Raw genomic sequence first — 20,715 nt, 5'->3', positions numbered from 1 at the left:
AACCATGGAAAACATAGGCATCATCATCTCCATTTTGCTCCTAATCGTCGGTATTGTTGTTGGTTATCTGATTCGTAAATCTATTGCAGAAAAGAAGATTTCTAGTGCGGAAGAATTAGCCAAGCAAATCGTTGAAGAAGGTCATCGAAATGCTGATGTTGCTAAAAAAGAAGCACTGTTAGAAGCGAAAGATGAGAGTCACAAAATTCGCCAGCAAGTAGATCAAGAGCTTCGAGAACGAAGGTTGGAACTGCAAAAACAAGAAAATCGTCTATTGCAAAAGGAAGAGAATTTAGACCGAAAAGATGAAACGCTAGATAAGCGTGAGCTCATGTTAGAGAAGAAAGAAAGTTCGCTAGCAGAAAAACAACAACAAATTGAAGAAATGGAACGCAAAGTGGAAACTACGTTAAGCGAGCAACAGACTGAGCTAGAACGCATTTCAGGATATACTACTGACCAAGCCAAACAAATTATTCTAGATCGAGTAGAAAAAGAAGTGACTCATGAAGCCGCAATTATGATAAAAGAATCCGAGAATCGTGCGAAGGAAGAAGCAGATAAAAAAGCAAAAGAAATTCTTTCTATTGCGATGCAACGTTGTGCTGCAGATCATGTAGCGGAAACAACGGTATCTGTTGTTAACCTGCCAAATGATGAAATGAAAGGCCGTATTATTGGTAGAGAGGGACGAAACATTCGTACACTTGAAACTTTAACCGGAATTGATTTGATCATTGACGATACTCCAGAAGCTGTCATTTTATCTGGATTTGATCCAATTAGAAGAGAGACTGCTCGTATTGCACTGGAGAAACTAGTACAAGATGGTAGAATCCATCCTGCTCGAATAGAAGAAATGGTTGATAAATCAAGACGTGAAGTGGATGAATATATTCGTGAAGTAGGAGAGCAAACAACCTTTGATATTGGTGTTCACGGACTTCATCCTGATTTAGTAAAAATACTTGGAAGATTGAAATATCGTACAAGTTATGGTCAAAATGTATTAAAACATTCAATGGAAGTTGCGTATCTCTCAGGATTACTTGCCGCAGAACTAGGTGAAGATGTTACTGTTGCTAAACGTGCTGGTTTGTTACATGATATCGGAAAAGCTATCGATCATGAAGTGGAAGGTAGCCACGTTGAAATTGGAAAAGAATTAGCGATAAAGTATAAAGAGAATGATGTAGTCATTAACTCGATTGCTTCTCATCATGGTGATGAGGAAGCTACTTCTATTATTGCTGTTCTTGTTGCGGCGGCAGATGCACTTTCCGCTGCACGCCCAGGTGCACGAAGCGAAACATTAGAAAATTACATTAAAAGATTAGAAAAGCTTGAAGAGATTTCTGAATCTTATGCTGGTGTTGAAAAATCTTTCGCTATTCAAGCGGGACGTGAAGTTCGTATCATGGTGAAACCAGAAGAAATTGATGACTTGGAATCTTTGCGTATTGCACGTGATATCAAAAAGCGCATTGAAAGTGAATTGAATTATCCAGGTCATATTAAAGTAACAGTAATTAGAGAAACAAGAGCAATTGAATATGCAAAATAAAGCGACCAATCGGTCGCTTTATTTGTTTTTTAAATAGTGTAAAGTCCTTATATTATATTATTTTGACTTTTGTATGGACTTATGTGAAACTGATAGTAATTAAATAGACAAGGAAGATTAAAAAATGAAAATTTTATTTGTCGGTGATGTTGTTGGATCACCTGGAAGAAAACAATTAGAGACTTATTTACCTCGGTTAAAACAGAAATATCAGCCACAGTTAACCATTGTTAATGGTGAAAATGCGGCTTCTGGTAAGGGAATTACAGAAAAAATATATAAACAATTTCTCAGTTGGGGTGCACAAGTTATAACAATGGGAAATCACACATGGGACAAAAAGGAGATTTTTGAATTCATTGATGATGCAAAGAATATGATTCGTCCAGCAAATTTTCCAGAAGGCACACCTGGGAAGGGATTGCAATTCATAGATTGTAATGGAGTAAAAGTTGCTGTGATTAATTTGCAAGGAAGAACGTTTCTACCCGCTATCGATGACCCATTTCGAAAAGCTGATGAGCTAGTAGAAATTGCAAAAAAACAAGCATCCATTATCTTTGTTGATTTCCATGCAGAAGCAACAAGTGAAAAACAGGCTATGGCTTGGTATCTAGATGGAAGGGTAAGCGCAGTAGTTGGGACCCATACACACATACAAACAGCAGATGAACGTATTTTAGATAATGGAACAGCTTATATAACTGATGTTGGTATGACAGGTCCTTATGATGGAATTCTTGGGACGGAACGTGAAGCAGTTCTTAAAAAGTTTTTAACTAGCCTACCTGTCAGATTTGAAGTTGCTAAGCAAGGAAAAGATCAATTAAACGCAGTGTTAATAGATATAGATCACACGAATGGAAAAGCTAAACAAATTAAAAGAGTTTTAATAAATGATGATCATCCTTTTTTTGCATAGTATTTGAATGTTAAGATAATTTGTTTCATAATAAAATAAAAAGGAATAACTGCTGTCTATGAGAATATAGTAAAAGTGGAACTACTTTAGTTAACGAAGGAGGTAGCAAAAGTGGATGTATTAAAAGTTTCAGCAAAATCAAGTCCTAATTCAGTAGCAGGAGCACTTGCAAATGTCTTAAGAGAACGTGGCTCAGCCGAAATTCAAGCTATTGGTGCTGGTGCATTAAACCAGGCCGTTAAATCGGTAGCAATTGCTAGAGGATTCGTAGCACCTAGTGGAGTTGATTTAATTTGTATTCCAGCTTTTACAGATATTATCATTGATAATGAAGAACGTACCGCTATAAAATTAATTGTAGAACCAAGATAGTTTGGTAAAAATCCTGTTTGCTAGTTAGCAAGCAGGATTTTTGTTATGGTCTTTGAAAACCCCTGGCTATGCCGGGGGTTCCATAGAGCTTCCAGCGTGGGGACAAAAAAAGCCTCTCTTCATGATAAGATAAGGTTGGTTTCCCGACCACCAAATCTCATCAAAGAAGGAGGCATGTCCAATGCAGGACAAGAATAGTTTAGCACATACACAGTGGAGATGTAAGTATCATATTGTTTTTGCTCCAAAATATAGAAGGCAAATTATCTATGGAAAATATAAAAAAAGTATTGGAGAAATCGTAAGAGATCTTTGTGAAAGAAAAGGCGTTGAGATACACGAGGCAAATGCATGCAAAGATCACATTCATATGTTAGTAAGTATCCCACCAAAACTAAGTGTATCTCAGTTTATGGGATATCTAAAGGGAAAAAGTAGTTTAATGATTTTTGATCGTCACGCTAATTTAAAGTATAGATATGGTAACCGGAAATTTTGGTGTAGGGGCTACTTTGTAGATACAGTGGGCAGAAACAAAAATCAAATTCAAGAATATATTAGGAATCAGCTTAAAGAGGACTACGTAAGCGATCAATTAACTTTATTTGAAGAGTTTGATCCTTTCACTGGAGAGAAGAATAAAAAGAAAAGATAAGAGATTCTTTAGAATCAGTGAGTGAGTGTGGTGCAAAAGGGAAACCCGTTCAGCGGGCCTTTAAGGCCGAGGCCGGTAACAAAGGCTTCCAGCCGCAGAGCAAACCACCAGTTCACACTGGTGGTTTTGATTTGTTAAACACGTAAATTAAAAAAGAATCTCATACATATCATGTTAAGCATGGGAAGAAAAGTAGTTACGTCTTTCTATGATATATAAATCTAATGGTTGTGATTGTAAGTAATATATTTGAGAGAAGGGGAAATACATGATTATTGATGCGCATTGTGATGTGTTATTAAAACTTTGGTCAGACAATCTTGATTTTAAAACAAGTGAAAAGTTACAAGTTAATTTAAAAAAATGGCGAGAAAGTCCAGTGAAGGTACAATGTTTTGCTATTTTTGTTCCTGCAGAAGTAAAAGAGGAGAGACGGTTTCAAGTTGCTCTAGAAATGATAACCATTTTCTTTGAAAAAATAATTGAACCATATGAAGATATCAAGTTTATTGCCAATAAAGGAGATCTTGAATCACTTAAAGAAAACGAACGTGGAGCAATGCTTACACTAGAAGGCTGTCATGTAATTGGAGATGACATAAACAAACTAAAGACTTTGCTGAGGTTAGGTGTTCGAGCGGTTGGATTAACTTGGAATCAAGCAAATGCTGTGGCTGATGGTATAGGTGAAAAAAGAGGTGCAGGTTTAAGTAGTTTTGGAGAAGAAGTAGTCGCGTTATTAAATCAAGAGAATATTTGGGTGGATGTATCACATTTATCTTATCAAGGATTTTTCGATGTGATGAAACAAGCAAAATATGTGATGGCATCACACGCTAATGTTTTGCATTTATGTAGTCATCCACGAAATTTAGATCATGAGCAAATACAAGCAATCATACATAAAAATGGGTGGATAGGCGTAACGTTTGTCCCATTTTTTACAAAAGAACAGCAAACGGTTACTTATTATGATACGATTCAACATGTACTTGCTTATATTCATGCCGGAGCTGAGACCTGTTTAGGGTTTGGATCTGATTTTGATGGCATTGATCAATATATAGTTGGATTAGAGAGTATGGAAGGCTATAGAATATTATCAGATGAATTAAAAAATAAGCTTACAGAAAGACAATGGAAGAACATCGCTTATCAAAATTTTATAAATAAGTTCCCTAGAATTAACTAACAATATTATGAAAAAACTTTGTTTTTAAAATAAATTCTTGCTATAATAGTAGAATTGAAGTAGTAGATAGAAGACTACCTAGGCAATATTATAGAAAGGAGTCATAAAAGGTGAATGAACAGCAACGCAAGCAAGCAAATCAAATAAAACAGGGAAATCCAGCGGACGTAAAATCCGATTCGGATGGAAACCTAGATCGATTAAAAAGTATGGACTCTGATGAATTAATTGGTAAGTATTTTCAAACGACTTATGAACCACCAAATCTTAAGAAAGCAAAAAAGCGATTAAAAAAAGATGTGGACATTCATTATGATTTTTCTATTCCAAAAGAAATGCAATCTATTGGAGAGGGGAAGAAATTCCTTATTCGCACTTATGGGTGCCAAATGAATGAGCATGATACGGAGGTAATGGCAGGGCTATTAACTGACATGGGGTATCAATCAACAGATGATACAAGTGAAGCAGATGTTATCCTGTTAAATACATGTGCGATTCGTGAAAATGCAGAAAATAAAGTATTTGGAGAGATTGGTCACTTAAAACCATTAAAATTAGAAAATCCAGACCTTATTATTGGTGTTTGTGGATGTATGTCTCAAGAAGAAGCGGTTGTTAATCGGATTCTCAAGAAACATCCATTTATTGATATGATCTTCGGTACTCATAATATTCATCGATTACCTAGCTTATTAAAAGAAGCGATGTTTAGTAAAGCGATGGTTGTGGAAGTATGGTCCAAAGAAGGAGACATCATTGAGAATTTACCTAAAGTTCGAAAAGGCCGAATTAAAGGTTGGGTAAATATCATGTATGGTTGTGATAAATTTTGTACCTATTGCATTGTACCGTATACACGCGGGAAAGAACGGAGTCGTTTACCGGAGGATATTATACAAGAAGTCCGTCATCTAGCTGCGCAAGGTTATCAAGAGATTACACTATTAGGACAGAATGTGAATGCCTATGGAAAAGACTTGGATTTTGAATACGGCCTCGGTGATTTAATGGATGAGATTCGAAAAATTGATATTCCGCGTGTTCGCTTTACAACTTCACACCCGCGTGACTTCGATGATCGTCTAATTGAAGTGCTAGCAAAAGGTGGCAATTTGTTAGATCACATTCATTTACCAGTACAATCAGGTAGTTCCGATGTGTTACGCGTGATGGCTCGACGTTATACAAGGGAAAGCTATTTAGAATTAGTAAGCAAAATTCGTGAGGCAATGCCGAATGCTACATTGACAACAGATATCATTGTTGGTTTTCCAAATGAAACAGACGAACAATTTGAAGAAACAATGACACTAGTTAAAGAGGTTGGATTTGAAAGTGCATATACCTTTATTTATTCACCAAGGGAAGGGACACCAGCAGCTCGTTGGGAAGATAATATCCCTATGGAAGTGAAAAAAGAAAGACTACAACGATTGAATGCTTTAGTCAATGAACAAGCAAAACAAGCAATGGAAAAATACGAAGGTGAGATTGTTAAGGTGCTTGTTGAAGGAGAAAGTAAAAAAGATCCAGATGTGCTTTCAGGTTATACCGAGCGAAATAAATTAGTAAACTTTAAAGCGCCAAAATCACTGATTGGTAAAATGGTTGATGTTAAAATTACAAAAGCAAAAACATGGTCACTTGATGGTGAGCTTGCTGAACAAACTGCAGAGGTGTTATAAATGACCACCTACAGTAAAGAAGAGATTTTAGAACGTGCACAAATACTTGCTGAACAAATGACAAATATTGAAGAGGTGCACAGATACAAACAAATTGAAAGTCGTATAAATCAAAGCGAAAAAATAAAAAAATTAATTAACAATATGAAAGCTTTGCAAAAGCAGGCTGTCAATTTTCAAGCATATGGGAAGACCGAAGCATTGAAGAAAGTTGATCTAGAAATTGATCGTATGCAAGAAGAAATAGATGCCATTCCGATTGTGCAAGAATTTAAAGAATCCCAAGTGGTAGTTAATGACTTACTTCAACAAGTATCAAAAACGATCGCTAATGAAGTAGAAATATCCATGGAAAAAACATTAGAGAATAACGAATAAGGTTTGCCAATGGTTAACTAAATATAAAAACGTCACATAATATAGTTTATTTCTAAATTACAAATATTCTAAAGGAAAAACCGACTATCATTTAACATTAATAATAGTCGGTTTTTTTAATTTGCTTTCCCCCTAGATTCTTGTCATTAATCATTTAATTGAGAATCACCTTTTGTAGGCAAATGCATACGATGAACTAGAAACCTATGACATGTTATTCACCTATTTTTATACGCACTTATGGTGGGTAATTTGCATAAACTGAGTATGAATAAGGAGGAGGTTTTAGTTCTATGTCTTTTCTTGATCAAGAATTTCGAGAAATTATTACAAAAGCAGTAATAGGAAAAGGACGTAAATTTATACAGGATACAAATACGATTTCACCAACACACAAACCATCTAGTATTCTAGGTTGCTGGGTCATCAATCACCTATACCATGCAAAAAGAAAAGGTGACGAATTAGTCGAAGTAAATGGAAGTTATGATGCGAATGTCTGGTATTCGTATAATGATAATACGAAAACAGAAGTCGTGACAGAGCGTGTTACCTATCAAGACCTGATCAAACTATCTGTTAAAGACAAACAAACATTAGGAGATGAAGAAAAGGTTTACGCAAAAGTCCTACAACAACCAAATTGTTTGGAATGTAATATTTCACAGCATGATCAAAAAATAGTTGTTGAAGTGGAAAGGGAATTTCTTGTAGAAGTAATCGGGGATACAAAAGTTACTGTAAAAGTTGATCCGAATGGTTTGGTACTAGATGATGATGAGTTAGATTTAGAGTTGAACGATGATGAATTTGATAGTGTTGATACAGACTTTTTATCAAAGAGCAAAAAAGATTAGTGCAAAGAGTGTGAGTTAACTCGCGCTCTTTTTTTTTGGACTATAAAATACCTAATAGTAACACTGCAAAAACAATGATTAGTTATGCTATAATGAAAAAATGAGATTTAATTGCGTTGGGGGAAGAGAAATGCCAAATTATACGCCAATGATAGAACAATATTTGAAAATAAAAGCTGTTTATAAAGATAGTTTTCTTTTTTTTCGATTAGGAGACTTTTATGAAATGTTTTTTGAAGATGCAGTGAAAGCATCGAGAGAATTAGAAATCACATTAACAAGTAGAGATGGTGGAGGAGAGGAACGCATTCCGATGTGTGGTGTACCTTACCATTCTGCTTCTAATTATATCAAAAATTTAGTTGAAAAAGGTTACAAAATAGCAATATGTGAACAAGTTGAAGATCCCAAAACTGCCAAAGGTGTAGTGAAGCGAGAGGTTGTCCAATTAATTACACCAGGCACCATAATGGAAGGGACAATGTTAGACGAAAAAGAAAATAATTATTTAGCTAGTATTAGTCAATTTGATGAACATACTTTTGTTATTGCCTATAACGATTTATCAACTGGAGAAAATAGTGTCGCACAAATTGAATTTGGTTGGGAACAAGTAATAAGTGAGTTATACAATCGACCAATTAAAGAAATTGTTGTATCTGAAGAGCTTGATGAAGTCTATCAACAAGCATTACTTGAACGGCTGGATGTGACGCTCTCTTATAATAATACAACAGTGATAAAGGATGAGTTTACTCATTTATTAAAAGATGTTACCGATCAGCAAGCAAGAGAAGCGTTTGGTCGATTACTATCTTATATAGAAATAACACAGCAACGATCGTTAGATCACTTGCAACCTGTGCAAGAAATTGAGTTAAAACAATATATGAAATTAGATATGTATTCAAAACGTAACCTTGAACTAGTAGAGACAATTATGCGAAAAGGAAAACAAGGTAGTTTGTTATGGGTCGTTGATCAGACAGTGACTGCTATGGGGGCAAGAAAATTAAAAAAATGGCTTGAACGACCATTGTTAAATAAATCCATTATTGAATCGCGCTATCAATTGGTAGAAGGTTTCATTGATCAATTTTTGCAAAGAGAAGAATTAAGAGAAGCTTTAAAATCTATTTATGATTTAGAAAGATTGTCTGGTAGAGTCGCTTTTGGAAATGTGAATGCACGTGATCTATTACAGTTAAAGCAATCGATAGGAAAAATTCCAGAGTTGAAGCAAATATTGCAATCTTTTGAAATGTCGGAGGTTCAACGATTAGGGGAAGCTATTAACCCACTAGATGATTTATTTACACTATTGGATAAGGCAATAAAAGATGATCCACCCCTAACGATTAAAGAGGGTGGAATGATAAAAGATGGTTTTAACGAACAATTAGACAAGTATCGGTATGCCTCGAAAAATGGGAAGCAATGGATTGCTGAATTAGAGCAACGGGAAAAACAAGAAACAAATATTAAATCATTAAAGATTGGTTACAATCGCGTGTTTGGTTATTATATTGAGGTTACAAAAGCCAACCTTCATTTATTACCTGAGGGAAAATATGAGCGAAAACAGACGTTAACAAATGCAGAAAGGTTTATCACACCAGAATTAAAAGAAAAAGAATCTTTAATTCTTGAAGCGGAAGAAAAAAGTGTTGACTTAGAATATGATTTGTTTTTGAATTTACGTGAAAAGGTAAAGGACTATATTCCTAAACTACAAGCTTTGGCAAATAAAATTAGTGAAATTGATGTATTACAAGGCTTTGCAACAATCAGTGAATCGTCAAATTATGTACGACCTACATTTAATCATGATCGACAAATATTGATTACTAATGGGAGACACCCAGTTGTAGAAAAAGTAATGAAAGATGACATGTATGTACCGAATAATGTAACCATGGATCAAAATGCTCATATTTTATTGATTACTGGTCCCAATATGTCAGGAAAGAGTACATATATGAGGCAGCTCGCATTAATCGCAATTATGGCACAAATTGGTTGTTTCGTTCCGTGCGAAACGGCAGATTTGCCTATTTTTGATCAAATCTTTACTAGAATTGGTGCTGCTGATGATCTGGTTTCAGGGCAGAGTACTTTTATGGTAGAAATGCTTGAAGCAAAGCATGCACTTACCAATGCAACAGAAAATAGTTTGATATTATTGGATGAAATTGGTCGAGGAACGAGTACGTATGATGGAATGGCCTTAGCGCAAGCCATAGTAGAGTATGTACATGATAATATCCATGCAAAAACATTATTTTCCACGCATTATCATGAATTAACCTCACTTGACCAATCATTAGACTATTTAAAAAATGTACATGTTAGAGCAGAAGAATATAATGATAAAATTGTATTTTTACATCAGGTTGAGGATGGTGCTGCAGATCAAAGTTATGGTATACATGTGGCAAAGCTAGCAGAACTACCTGATATGTTAATTAAACGAGCGCAGGTTATATTAGAGCAATTAGAAGCTCCTCAAGTCAATCAACAACAGTTAGCTACACAAGTAAGTGACGAACAGCAACAGTTAAGTTTTTTTGTATCAGAACAAAAAGATCAAGATAAGAAACCAAGTAAAAAACAACCAAGCATTACCTCTAAGGAACTAAAAAATTTAAATATTATGGAGATGACTCCTTTACAAGCAATGAATGAATTGTATCGCTTACAAAAGCAGGCACATGAGGAGGAATAATCATGTATATATTACCCATGCCAGACCAATTAGCAAATAAAATTGCGGCTGGAGAGGTAGTCGAACGACCGGCATCTGTTGTAAAAGAACTAGTAGAAAATAGTATGGATGCGAAAAGTACGGAAATTAAAATAGAGATCGAAGAAGCAGGGCTTCGTAGAATCAAAGTAATCGACAATGGAACTGGCATGGAAGATGAGGATGTTGAAATTGCTTTTGCTCGTCATGCAACAAGTAAAATTCGTAATGAAAAGGATTTATTTCATGTTCGAACGCTTGGCTTTCGTGGAGAAGCTCTTGCTTCTATAGCGGCAGTTAGTCAACTAACAGTGAAGACTTCAACTGGTAAACATGCTGGAACTATATTAAAGCTTGAAGGTGGAAAGCTGATTGAACGTGATAAGGGAGATGCTAGACAAGGAACAGAGATTACCGTTGATGCTTTGTTTTTTAATACACCCGCACGTTTAAAGTATATGAAGACGATTCATACAGAATTAGGGCATATTACCGATATGGTTAATCGTATGGCCTTATCCCATCCGCATATACGTTTTGAATTAATTCATAACGATAAAAAAATTTTTAAAACAACAGGTCGCGGTGACATCATTCAAATTATTGCAGAAATATATGGTGTAAGTGTGGCAAAGAAAATGATTCCGGTCTCCTACGAAACACTTGATTTTTCTATTTCTGGTTATATTGCAAAACCTGAGGTGACACGTGCTTCCCGTAACTATATATCTACTATTATAAATAATCGTTATATAAAAAGCATTCCACTAAATAAAGCAATTACGAATGCTTATCACACGCTGTTACCGATTGGTCGTTATCCATTAGTTGTATTACGGGTGGAAATGGATCCTATTTTAGTAGACGTAAATGTACACCCTGCAAAATTAGAAGTTCGATTTAGTAAAGATAAGGAATTGTATTATGCAATCGAAGAAACAATCAGAGAAGCGCTGCGCAAACAATCATTAATACCAGATGTAACAAAGACCGAAAAAAAAGAACGTCCAGTATCTACACAACATACATTTTCATTTGAATTTAATGATAAAATTTCTGCGTTACCTACAAAAAATACTCAACAGATAAGTGATGAGAAATGGACAACACAGGACAAAGCCGTACATCAAGGACTTCAAAATCAAACATTAGAGTCCATGGAAGACTACACACCAATAGCTGAATTATCTACCGAAGAGGTTAATGATGAAAATCAATTTGAGCAGGAAGTCAGTATACATGAATCAGAAAAAGCAATTAATCAATCAGAAGAACGCATTCCAACGATGTATCCAATTGGACAACATCATGGGACCTATATTTTAGCGGAGAATGAACATGGGCTGTATATGATCGATCAGCATGCTGCGCAAGAAAGAATAAAATATGAATTTTTTCGTGATGTAATTGGAGAGGTTGCAAATGAATTACAAGAGTTATTAATCCCTCTAACATTTGATTTTTCAAAGCAAGAAGCACTGCTGATTGAGCAATATCAAGATCAATTAAAAGAAGTTGGTCTCTTTTTTGAATATTTTGGTCAACAAACGTACATTGTCCGCTCTCATCCACAATGGTTTCCAAAAGGGCACGAAGAAGAAATCATTAGAGAAATGGTTGAACAGATAATAGAAGAAGAAAAAATCAATATAGCAAAATTGCGGGAAGACGCTGCAATTCTTATGTCATGTAAACGATCGATTAAAGCAAATCACTATCTGAATAAAGAGGACATGTTTCACTTGTTAGAAGACTTGCGCAAATCAACTGATCCTTTTACATGTCCGCATGGTAGACCTATCATTATTCATTTTTCCGGCTATGATTTAGAAAAACTGTTTAAACGTGTGATGTAAGAAGGAAATCATGAGCGAACAAGAAAATAGAGCCAATAAACAGTAATGATAGGATAATACGTATAAACCCTCTCTTTTTGTTAACAATAATGCAAAAAGGTAAGGTGTTAACCATGCGAAACAATGAGAATACCATCAGAGAGTTGAACCAATTATTAGCTGATTTGTTTGTGCTATACACTAAATTACATCGATATCGTTGGTATATTAAAGGGAAGAATATTTTTACTTTGCGTAAACTATTCCAGGAATATTCCGGAGAAATCTCTGCTGATATTGATGTGGTTGCAACACGTATCTTAGCACTTGGTGGACAACCTTTTGCTACGATGGATACATTTATCAAGCATGCAAGTTTAGAAGAAGCACAAGCAGATGATGAAGAATTGGAAATAATAAAACAATTGCTTCGCGACTTTCAAGCAATTAATTCACAGTTAACGCGTTTTCTAAATGATAGTGAGGATCATCCGACGACAGATGTTTTTGTGAAACTAAGTATGAAGTATAGTGAGAAATTGTGGCTCCTTCAAGCATATCTTGATTAAAGCTAGAACAGTGTTAAGGTTTATTAGAATCTTAACACTGTTTTTTAGTGCAGAAAGACTTGGTCAAGATTCCCTTGAATTCCTGCAGATTGGTTTAAATCGCAAATCTCTACAAGACGCTTGCACCTTTCTTCATCATTTCTGTATAATTAAAATGAAGAAATAGCTTATGTTTGTAAGGAGATTACATAATGAAAGAAAAAGTGATTGCTGTTGTTGGACCTACTGCTGTTGGTAAAACGAGTCTTAGCGTGGAAATTGCAAAGTATTTTGATGGTGAAATTATTAGTGGAGATTCCATGCAAATTTATCAAGGAATGGACATAGGGACTGCAAAAATTACAAAAGAAGAACAACAAAGCATTAAACATTATATGTTAGACATCATTTCACCAGAGCAATCATTTTCTGTGGCTGATTTTCAGCAAATGGTACAAAAACATATTAATGAAATAAGTAATGTTGGGAAATTACCGATAATTGCTGGAGGAACAGGTCTTTATATTCAAGCGGCTTTATATAATTATCAATTTGTCGATAATAAAAGAGATGATTTTTTTCAAAAAAAACTAGAACAAGAAGTGGAACTAAAAGGGGCTGATCATCTATATCAAAGGTTAAAACAAGTAGATCCAATGCAAGCGCAGAAGATTCATCCAAATAATATTAGACGAGTGATACGCTCGCTTGAAGTATTCGAGAGGACTGGGATGTCTATGTCCGAGCATCATGCAAACCAGTCACTCACATCACCATATGAACCAATTTTAATTGGATTAGAGATGGACAGGGAACTATTGTACAATCGAATTAATTATCGAGTGGATCAGATGATGGAAAATGGTTTGTTAGAAGAAGTGAGTCACTTGTATAATCAAGGTTTGGAAAATAGTCAAGCGATGCAAGCAATAGGTTATAAAGAGTTTATTCCTTATTTAAAAGGGGAACAGTCAATTGAACGATCTATCGAATTACTAAAGCGTAATTCTAGAAGATATGCTAAACGGCAGTATACTTGGTTTAAGAATAAAATGGATGTCATGTGGTATACGATTAGTCCAAACGATAAAAATAAAAAGTTTTCAACTATTTTAAAAGATTTAGCAGGAATGATTAATCACAAGTAGAATAAATATGATAGTAGAGATAGAATAGAGGAGGAAAATGTATGTCTCAATCAGTTAATATTCAAGATCAATATTTGAACCAGCTTAGGAAAGATCATATTCAGGTTACGGTATTCTTAACAAATGGCTTCCAATTACGTGGAACAGTTAAAGCTTTCGATAATTTTACTGTTCTTTTGGATACAGATGGCAAACAACAACTATTATTTAAGCATGCGATCTCAACTTTTGCGCCTTCAAAAAATGTTACTTTGGAAAAAGAATAAATGATTTGTATCATAAAACGGTCTATCGATATGTTTCGGTAGATCGTTTTTCATTATTAGTCTATGACACGTTTTAACATAATAAGTTTTTTTCTTGAGAAAAGAATATTACTCAAATGTTATAGGCGTTTGTCACACTATTTTTCACACCCACGTATACTGTAAATGGTAAGGGGTGATGAAATGGAATCACAAGTTTCTTCTCAAAAACAAAATCAAATAAATATTATTTTACACGATCGTCAAGATCATGTGGAAATGGGGCAACAGGACGCATTCGTTCCCTTTCAATCAGTAGAAAAATTGTTTGCGGATATTATCGGAATGGATGAAATTAAAGAGAATATAAAAGAGATCTATGCAAATGTACTAATTAATCAAGAAAGACAAAAGATAGGGCTAAAAGCAGAAAAGCAAGTATGGCACATGTTGTTTAAAGGGAATCCTGGTACAGGAAAGACTACCGTAGCAAGAAAATTAGCTGTATTATTTCAAGAATTAAATGTATTATCCAAGGGCCATCTTATCGAAGCTGATCGAGCGGATTTAGTTGGCGAATACATCGGTCATACTGCAAAAAAAACCAAAAGTCTAGTAGAGAAGTCTTTAGGTGGTATCTTATTTATTGATGAAGCATATGCGTTGGCACGTGGTGGTGAGAAGGACTTCGGAAAAGAAGCAATAGATACTCTAGTGAAACAGATGGAAGATTACCATGATCAATTCATTTTAATTTTAGCTGGTTATCCTGATGAAATGGATCACTTCTTGTCATTAAATCCAGGCTTGCGATCAAGATTTCCGTTTATTTTTAACTTTTCCAATTATACAGCTGACCAATTAGTGAAGATTGCTAAAAGCATAGCGAGTCAACGTGACTATCGCCTATCAAACGAAGCATCGTGGAAATTGCGATCATTATTAATAAAATATTTACGGGAAAATGGAGCGCAACATTTTTCCAATGGCAGATTAGTGAGAAATATGATGGAAAAGGCAATGCGTAAACAAGCAGTTCGTTTAATAAATAAGCGTTATTATTCAGCGGATGAATTGATGTTATTAAATGCGAAAGATATTATGATAGAATAAAGTAATGGCATACAGAAGGAGATATACGTAATGGTGATAGAGAATGTTCTAATTATTGCTGTACAAAGTAAAACAGCTGATGATGTAGAAATAAATTATTCAGTTGAAGAACTTGTTTCGTTAACAAATACTGCAAAAGGAGAGGTCAAACAAACGATCATACAAAAGCGGGAACATCCACATCCCGCTTTATATGTGGGTAAAGGGAAGTTAGAAGAAATACAAGAAATAATTGAAAGCGATGAGATTGATTTAGTCATTGCTAATGATGAATTAACTGCTACACAAATGCGTAATTTACAACAACATTTAGATGTTAGAGTAATTGATCGTAGCCAATTAATTTTAGATATTTTTGCACAACGAGCACATACCAAAGAAGGAAAGTTACAAGTGGAATTAGCGCAATATCAATACATGCTTCCGCGTTTGCATGGTCAAGGGCAGCAGTTATCTCGTTTAGGTGGCGGAATTGGTACAAGAGGTCCTGGAGAAACGAAATTGGAATCAGATCGAAGGCATATTAATCGCCGTATAAATGAGGTAAAAAGACAATTGGAAGCAGTAGTCAATCAAAGAGACCAGTATCGTAAACGAAGAAAACGTAATAGAGTAACACAAATTGCGATTGTTGGTTATACAAATGCTGGAAAGTCAACGTTGTTTAATCGATTGACGCAAAGTGATTCGTTAGAAGAAGATCAATTATTTGCAACACTTGATCCAATGTCAAGGCAAGTGAAATTTCCTTCTGGCTTACAAGCGATTATCACAGATACTGTTGGATTCATGCAAGATCTCCCTACCGCATTGATAGCGGCATTTCGATCTACATTAGAAGAAGTAAAAGAAGCTGATTTTATTTTTCATGTTGTGGATAGTACACATCCTGACAAAGAGCAGCATCAACAAACGGTGTTACGCTTGTTAAGTGAATTGGATGCTGATCACTTGCCGATTTTAACCATTTACAATAAAAATGATTTATTAAGTGAGGATCTTATTCCCTTCTCTCAGCCATCGATAATGATAAGTGCTTTTAATCAATCAGATCGTTTACGATTATTGAAAGAAACGGAAAAAACACTTATCGAACGTTGGGAATTTTTTTATAAAGTAATCCAAGCCTCTAATGGAAAACTGTTACAGTTATTTCGTCAACAAACGATCATACAAGATCAAACATTTGATTCGGAAAATGAAGTATATATTGTCCAAGGCTATGCTCCAAATGGACATCCCTTACTTTATGATTAAAGGAGAAAGGTTAAAATAATATGATAAAAGAGAAGATGGAACAATTAGAACAAGAAATTGAAGAACACAGAAAAAATGTGAGACAAATTGCAGAATACAATCAAAAGCGTGTATTAGATGCTTTTCGTAATCAGAAAATAAGTGATAGTCATTTTTCTGCTACCACTGGCTATGGATATGATGATTTCGGACGAGATGCTTTAGAATCGGTGTATGCAGAAGTATTTGGTGGTGAGGATGCGTTAGTTCGTCCGCAATTAATCTCAGGAACGCATGCGATCACAACAGCCTTATTCGGTATGTTACGTCCTGGTGACGAGTTAATGTACATAACAGGTGCGCCATACGATACGTTAGAAGAAGTTGTTGGTGTAAGGGGGGAAAATAATGGCTCATTAATTGAATTTGGTATTCATTATCAAGCAATCCCTTTGACAAAAAAAGGACAAGTTGATTGGGATTTAATCCGAACACGTTTGAATAAACAAACAAAAGTCATTGGTATTCAACGCTCAAAGGGCTATGCGAATCGCCCCTCTTTTACTGTAAATGAAATTAAAGAAATGATAGAAAAAATAAAAGCATTGAAATCAGGTGTTATTGTGTTTGTAGATAATTGTTATGGTGAATTTGTTGAAGAATTTGAACCGACACATGTGGGTGCTGACCTAATAGCTGGTTCGTTAATAAAAAACCCTGGTGGGGGGATTGTTAGAACCGGTGGTTACATTGTCGGGAATCAAGATCTTGTTCAATTAGCAGCAAATCGTTTAACAGCACCTGGGCTTGGGAAAGAAACTGGTGCCAGTATTGGTATGCTACAAGAAATGTATCAAGGTCTATTTTTCGCTCCACATATCGTAAGTGAAGCGTTGCAAGGAGCTATTTTTTCATCTAGGGTCTTGGACTATTTTGGATTCCAGACAGCACCTGCTTTTGATTGTAAACGAACGGATTTAATTCAATCCGTTGCATTCAACACTAAAGAGCAAATGATTGCTTTTTGCCAGTCCATTCAGCACGCATCACCAATCAATTCGCATGTCACACCGTATCCCGCAAGTATGCCAGGTTATGAGAACGATGTGATTATGGCCGCTGGAACTTTTATACAAGGTGCCAGTCTTGAATTAACAGCAGATGGCCCAATTAGACCACCTTACACCGTGTTTGTTCAAGGAGGGTTAATTTATTCCCATGTGAAACTGGCAATCACTGAGGCAGTCGAGCTTTTTATTAAAAAAGGATATCTAACGATAAACGAAAACGAATTAGTATAAATGGGATGCTTGAAATGACAATATTTACTTGCGAAAAATATATGTAAGGAAAGTTAACATGCGTTGACAATTATAGTGTCATGAGTATAATATAACTATGGTACATAGTAGGAAGGGGTGAATGAAATGAGCGATGCAGATAGACGTTCAATGCCCTTATTTTCCATTGGAATAGTTAAGTCATTAACTGATTTAACAGCAAGACAGATTCGATACTATGAGCAACACGGTTTGATTCATCCTTCTCGAACAGAAGGGAATCAACGATTATTCTCGTTTAATGATGTAGATCGTTTGTTAGAGATAAAAGAACTTATTGAAAAAGGAATTAACTTGGCAGGGATCAAGCAAGTGTTATCCATTAAAGAGTTACCTACAACAAACAAAGTTCTAGATCAAGATAAGCCGCCTGAATTAACAGAAAAAGAACTTCGTCAAATCTTACAAAAAGAATTATTTGAAGCGGGGCGCTTAGGTAAAACATCGTTACGCCAAGGAGAATTATCTCGGTTTTTCCACTAATAGGATCAATAAAAGGAGAGAAAAAACATGGCAAAATTCACAAGAGAAGAAATTAAAAAACGTATTGAGGAAGAAAACGTTAAGTTCATTCGTCTACAATTTACCGATTTACTTGGTACAATTAAAAACGTAGAAATTCCGCTTAGTCAGTTAGACAAAGCACTGGATAACGAAATGGTGTTTGATGGTTCCTCTATTGAAGGTTTTGTTCGAATTGAGGAATCAGATATGAAACTTCATCCAGATCTTGATACATTCGTAGTCTTTCCTTGGACTTCTGAGAAAGGAAAAGTTGCTCGGTTTATTTGTGATATTTATGATCATCATGGTTTACCATTTGAAGGTTGTCCTCGTTACAATTTAAAGCGAAACCTTAAAAAAATGGAAGAGCTAGGGTATACTGCATTTAATATTGGTGCAGAACCAGAATTCTTCTTGTTTAAATTAGATGAAAGAGGCGAACCTTCATTAGAATTAAATGACCACGGTGGTTATTTTGATTTAGCACCAACTGACTTAGGTGAAAATTGTCGTCGTGATATTGTATTAGAATTAGAAGAAATGGGCTTTGAAATGGAAGCTTCTCATCACGAAGTTGCTCCAGGACAACATGAAATTGATTTCAAATATTCCGATGCGGTAAAACACGCAGATGATATTCAAACATTTAAATTAGTAGTAAAAACAATTGCGCGCAAGCATGGTTTACATGCTACGTTTATGCCGAAACCACTATTCGGTGTAAGTGGTTCAGGTATGCATTGTAACATGTCACTATTTAAAGATGGAGAAAATGCATTCTTAGACGAAAATGGTGAGTTAGAGTTAAGTAAAACAGCTTATCAATTCATCGCTGGTATTATTAAGCACGCACTAAATTTTACTGCTATTACAAATCCAACAGTAAATTCTTACAAGCGTCTTGTACCTGGTTATGAAGCACCATGTTATGTTGCATGGTCTGGATTGAATAGAAGTCCACTAATTCGTGTTCCATCAGCAAGAGGTTTGAGTACACGTATTGAAGTACGTAGTGTTGACCCAGCGGCTAATCCATATATGGCACTATCTGTTTTATTAGCATCTGGATTAGATGGAATTAAGAATAACCTTACACCTCCAGAATCAATAGATAGAAATATTTATGTGATGAATAAAGAAGAAAGGGAAGCAAATGGTGTGAAAGACTTACCTGCTACCCTTTATGATGCGATTCAATTATTAAAAGAAGATCATACCATTGCTGAAGCACTTGGTGAACACTTGTATGAACACTTTATTGAATCAAAAGAAATCGAATGGGACATGTTCCGTACGCAAGTCCACCCTTGGGAACGTGAACAATATATGAAGACGTATTAATAGAAGGAAACCCTTAATACTACTGGTATTAAGGGTTTTGTTTTGATTAGAAAAATTGCATTTATGATTCACCCTCGGCATACTTGAATGTTCAAGCATCCGAAGAATGTAGTTGAATTTAATAATTAAAAGAAGAAAAAGGAGAAATCTTCATTAGATGATTTCGATGCCATTTAACATTGTTCTAGAAAATAAAAAGCGTTCCTAAAGCGTTGTTTGGTAACTTTAAATGTTATTCAAGAATATGGCTCGATTGTTGAGTATCACTATTTATCCAAAGGCTTTTTTAAGGATTGCTGCTATTACTTTATTTTATCTAATATGTAGAAATAGCCACCTCCAGATAGGAAGTGGCTAAAATTGTTATTAAACTAACGCACCTGATAGTTTAAGTGTATTTATTCACATAGAACTATCCAAAATAGTTCTATGTATGCAAGTTCTAATAATCTAACTGCTTTAAGCTCAATAATAAACCATCATCTGTAATCTTTTTAACCTTAAATAAATTTAACTTTCTGTCAATTTTTTTATCCATTTCATCTGCATTACTGAATGAAGTTCTTACTGCTTCTACTGCATAATTAAGAATTGATAACATACCTGCACTTCCCATTGACACTCCTATACTTTCGTGCTCTGGAAGATGAGTATCCATAATTTTTCTTACTTCTTTGTAATAGTCTCCTTTAATAAGAATATATTCAGATTTTGCCTCTAAACCTGCTAATAACTCTGTTCGATTATGTGCTTCATAAGCTTCTATACCATTCACTTTGTGCATGAAAAATTCCACCTTTCAAGTGTCATAATAATCAACTCATAATAATTATACGAATATAAACAAAATAAAGTTTCGTTTTTTTCTAATTTTATTTATTCGACTAACTTGAACCTTTAGTTGCAAAACCAAAAGAGCTGATCACACAGCTCTTGATATAGAAGTCAATCCCCTGTTAGATTAAGTGAATCCATTCATAAAGAGACCTCTGGTAAATACCTTTATTATCGTTTTTCACTTTAAGGTTCGACAA

General features: G+C 35.0%; 19 protein-coding genes. 18 read left to right on the top strand and 1 reads right to left on the bottom strand.

Annotated elements, in window-relative coordinates; genetic code table 11:
- Positions 1-4 precede the first annotated feature (4 nt).
- From rny to glnA, 18 genes are all read left to right on the top strand, one after another.
- The gene (gene rny / locus BN1058_RS09370) at positions 5-1,564 is read left to right on the top strand and encodes a ribonuclease Y (protein ID WP_090856444.1); all 1,560 of its coding nucleotides are present in this window, start codon (positions 5-7) and stop codon (positions 1,562-1,564) included.
- Between the two features lie 124 nt (positions 1,565-1,688).
- A complete protein-coding gene (locus tag BN1058_RS09365) occupies positions 1,689-2,486 on the top strand; it encodes a TIGR00282 family metallophosphoesterase (RefSeq protein ID WP_090856441.1) in 798 nt (265 codons plus the stop codon).
- Positions 2,487-2,597: 111 nt separating this feature from the next.
- On the top strand, positions 2,598-2,858 hold the full coding sequence (locus tag BN1058_RS09360; RefSeq protein ID WP_090856438.1) for a stage V sporulation protein S: 261 nt from the start codon (positions 2,598-2,600) through the stop codon (positions 2,856-2,858).
- 181 nt (positions 2,859-3,039) lie between these two features.
- Positions 3,040-3,513, top strand: coding sequence for an IS200/IS605 family transposase (gene tnpA, locus BN1058_RS09355; protein WP_090852422.1), 474 nt, complete (start codon positions 3,040-3,042; stop codon positions 3,511-3,513).
- 268 nt (positions 3,514-3,781) lie between these two features.
- Positions 3,782-4,705 (top strand): dipeptidase, encoded by a 924-nt coding sequence (locus BN1058_RS09350; RefSeq protein ID WP_090856434.1) that lies wholly within the window; start codon positions 3,782-3,784, stop codon positions 4,703-4,705.
- Positions 4,706-4,848: 143 nt separating this feature from the next.
- Positions 4,849-6,393, top strand: a complete 1,545-nt coding sequence (gene miaB, locus BN1058_RS09345) for a tRNA (N6-isopentenyl adenosine(37)-C2)-methylthiotransferase MiaB (protein WP_218054217.1) — start codon at positions 4,849-4,851, stop codon at positions 6,391-6,393.
- Positions 6,394-6,771: a YlbF/YmcA family competence regulator gene (locus BN1058_RS09340; protein WP_090856427.1), complete on the top strand. Its 378-nt coding sequence runs from the start codon at positions 6,394-6,396 to the stop codon at positions 6,769-6,771.
- 293 nt (positions 6,772-7,064) lie between these two features.
- On the top strand, positions 7,065-7,628 hold the full coding sequence (gene cotE, locus BN1058_RS09335; RefSeq protein WP_090856424.1) for an outer spore coat protein CotE: 564 nt from the start codon (positions 7,065-7,067) through the stop codon (positions 7,626-7,628).
- A 130-nt stretch (positions 7,629-7,758) separates the two neighbouring features.
- Positions 7,759-10,353 carry a DNA mismatch repair protein MutS gene (gene mutS / locus BN1058_RS09330; protein ID WP_090856421.1) on the top strand — a complete coding sequence of 865 codons (2,595 nt, stop codon included), beginning with the start codon at positions 7,759-7,761 and terminating at the stop codon, positions 10,351-10,353.
- 2 nt (positions 10,354-10,355) lie between these two features.
- Positions 10,356-12,227 carry a DNA mismatch repair endonuclease MutL gene (mutL, locus tag BN1058_RS09325; RefSeq protein ID WP_090856418.1) on the top strand — a complete coding sequence of 624 codons (1,872 nt, stop codon included), beginning with the start codon at positions 10,356-10,358 and terminating at the stop codon, positions 12,225-12,227.
- A 113-nt stretch (positions 12,228-12,340) separates the two neighbouring features.
- Positions 12,341-12,775, top strand: a complete 435-nt coding sequence (locus BN1058_RS09320) for a Dps family protein (protein WP_176694490.1) — start codon at positions 12,341-12,343, stop codon at positions 12,773-12,775.
- A gap of 191 nt (positions 12,776-12,966) precedes the next feature.
- Positions 12,967-13,902 (top strand): tRNA (adenosine(37)-N6)-dimethylallyltransferase MiaA, encoded by a 936-nt coding sequence (gene miaA / locus BN1058_RS09315; RefSeq protein ID WP_090856411.1) that lies wholly within the window; start codon positions 12,967-12,969, stop codon positions 13,900-13,902.
- 41 nt (positions 13,903-13,943) lie between these two features.
- Complete coding sequence (gene hfq, locus BN1058_RS09310; RefSeq protein WP_090856408.1) at positions 13,944-14,168, top strand: RNA chaperone Hfq; 225 nt, start codon at positions 13,944-13,946, stop codon at positions 14,166-14,168.
- A 183-nt stretch (positions 14,169-14,351) separates the two neighbouring features.
- The gene (locus BN1058_RS09305) at positions 14,352-15,260 is read left to right on the top strand and encodes an AAA family ATPase (RefSeq protein WP_090856405.1); all 909 of its coding nucleotides are present in this window, start codon (positions 14,352-14,354) and stop codon (positions 15,258-15,260) included.
- 30 nt (positions 15,261-15,290) lie between these two features.
- Positions 15,291-16,517, top strand: a complete 1,227-nt coding sequence (gene hflX / locus BN1058_RS09300; RefSeq protein ID WP_090856402.1) for a GTPase HflX — start codon at positions 15,291-15,293, stop codon at positions 16,515-16,517.
- 20 nt (positions 16,518-16,537) lie between these two features.
- Positions 16,538-17,797 (top strand): methionine gamma-lyase family protein, encoded by a 1,260-nt coding sequence (locus BN1058_RS09295; RefSeq protein ID WP_090856399.1) that lies wholly within the window; start codon positions 16,538-16,540, stop codon positions 17,795-17,797.
- Between the two features lie 126 nt (positions 17,798-17,923).
- Entirely contained in the window at positions 17,924-18,319 is a 396-nt protein-coding gene (locus BN1058_RS09290) for a MerR family transcriptional regulator (protein ID WP_090856396.1), read from the top strand.
- A gap of 27 nt (positions 18,320-18,346) precedes the next feature.
- On the top strand, positions 18,347-19,681 hold the full coding sequence (gene glnA, locus BN1058_RS09285; RefSeq protein ID WP_090856393.1) for a type I glutamate--ammonia ligase: 1,335 nt from the start codon (positions 18,347-18,349) through the stop codon (positions 19,679-19,681).
- A 442-nt stretch (positions 19,682-20,123) separates the two neighbouring features.
- Here glnA and BN1058_RS09280 read toward each other — a convergent pair whose 3' ends face one another.
- On the bottom strand, positions 20,124-20,465 hold the full coding sequence (locus BN1058_RS09280) for a hypothetical protein (RefSeq protein ID WP_090856390.1): 342 nt from the start codon (positions 20,463-20,465) through the stop codon (positions 20,124-20,126).
- Positions 20,466-20,715 lie beyond the last annotated feature (250 nt).

The sequence above is a fragment of the Paraliobacillus sp. PM-2 genome (assembly GCF_001368815.1).
Lineage (GTDB): Bacteria > Bacillota > Bacilli > Bacillales > Amphibacillaceae > Paraliobacillus.
Note: the sequence above shows the minus strand (reverse complement) of the source record. Positions and strands in the feature narration are given on the sequence as shown.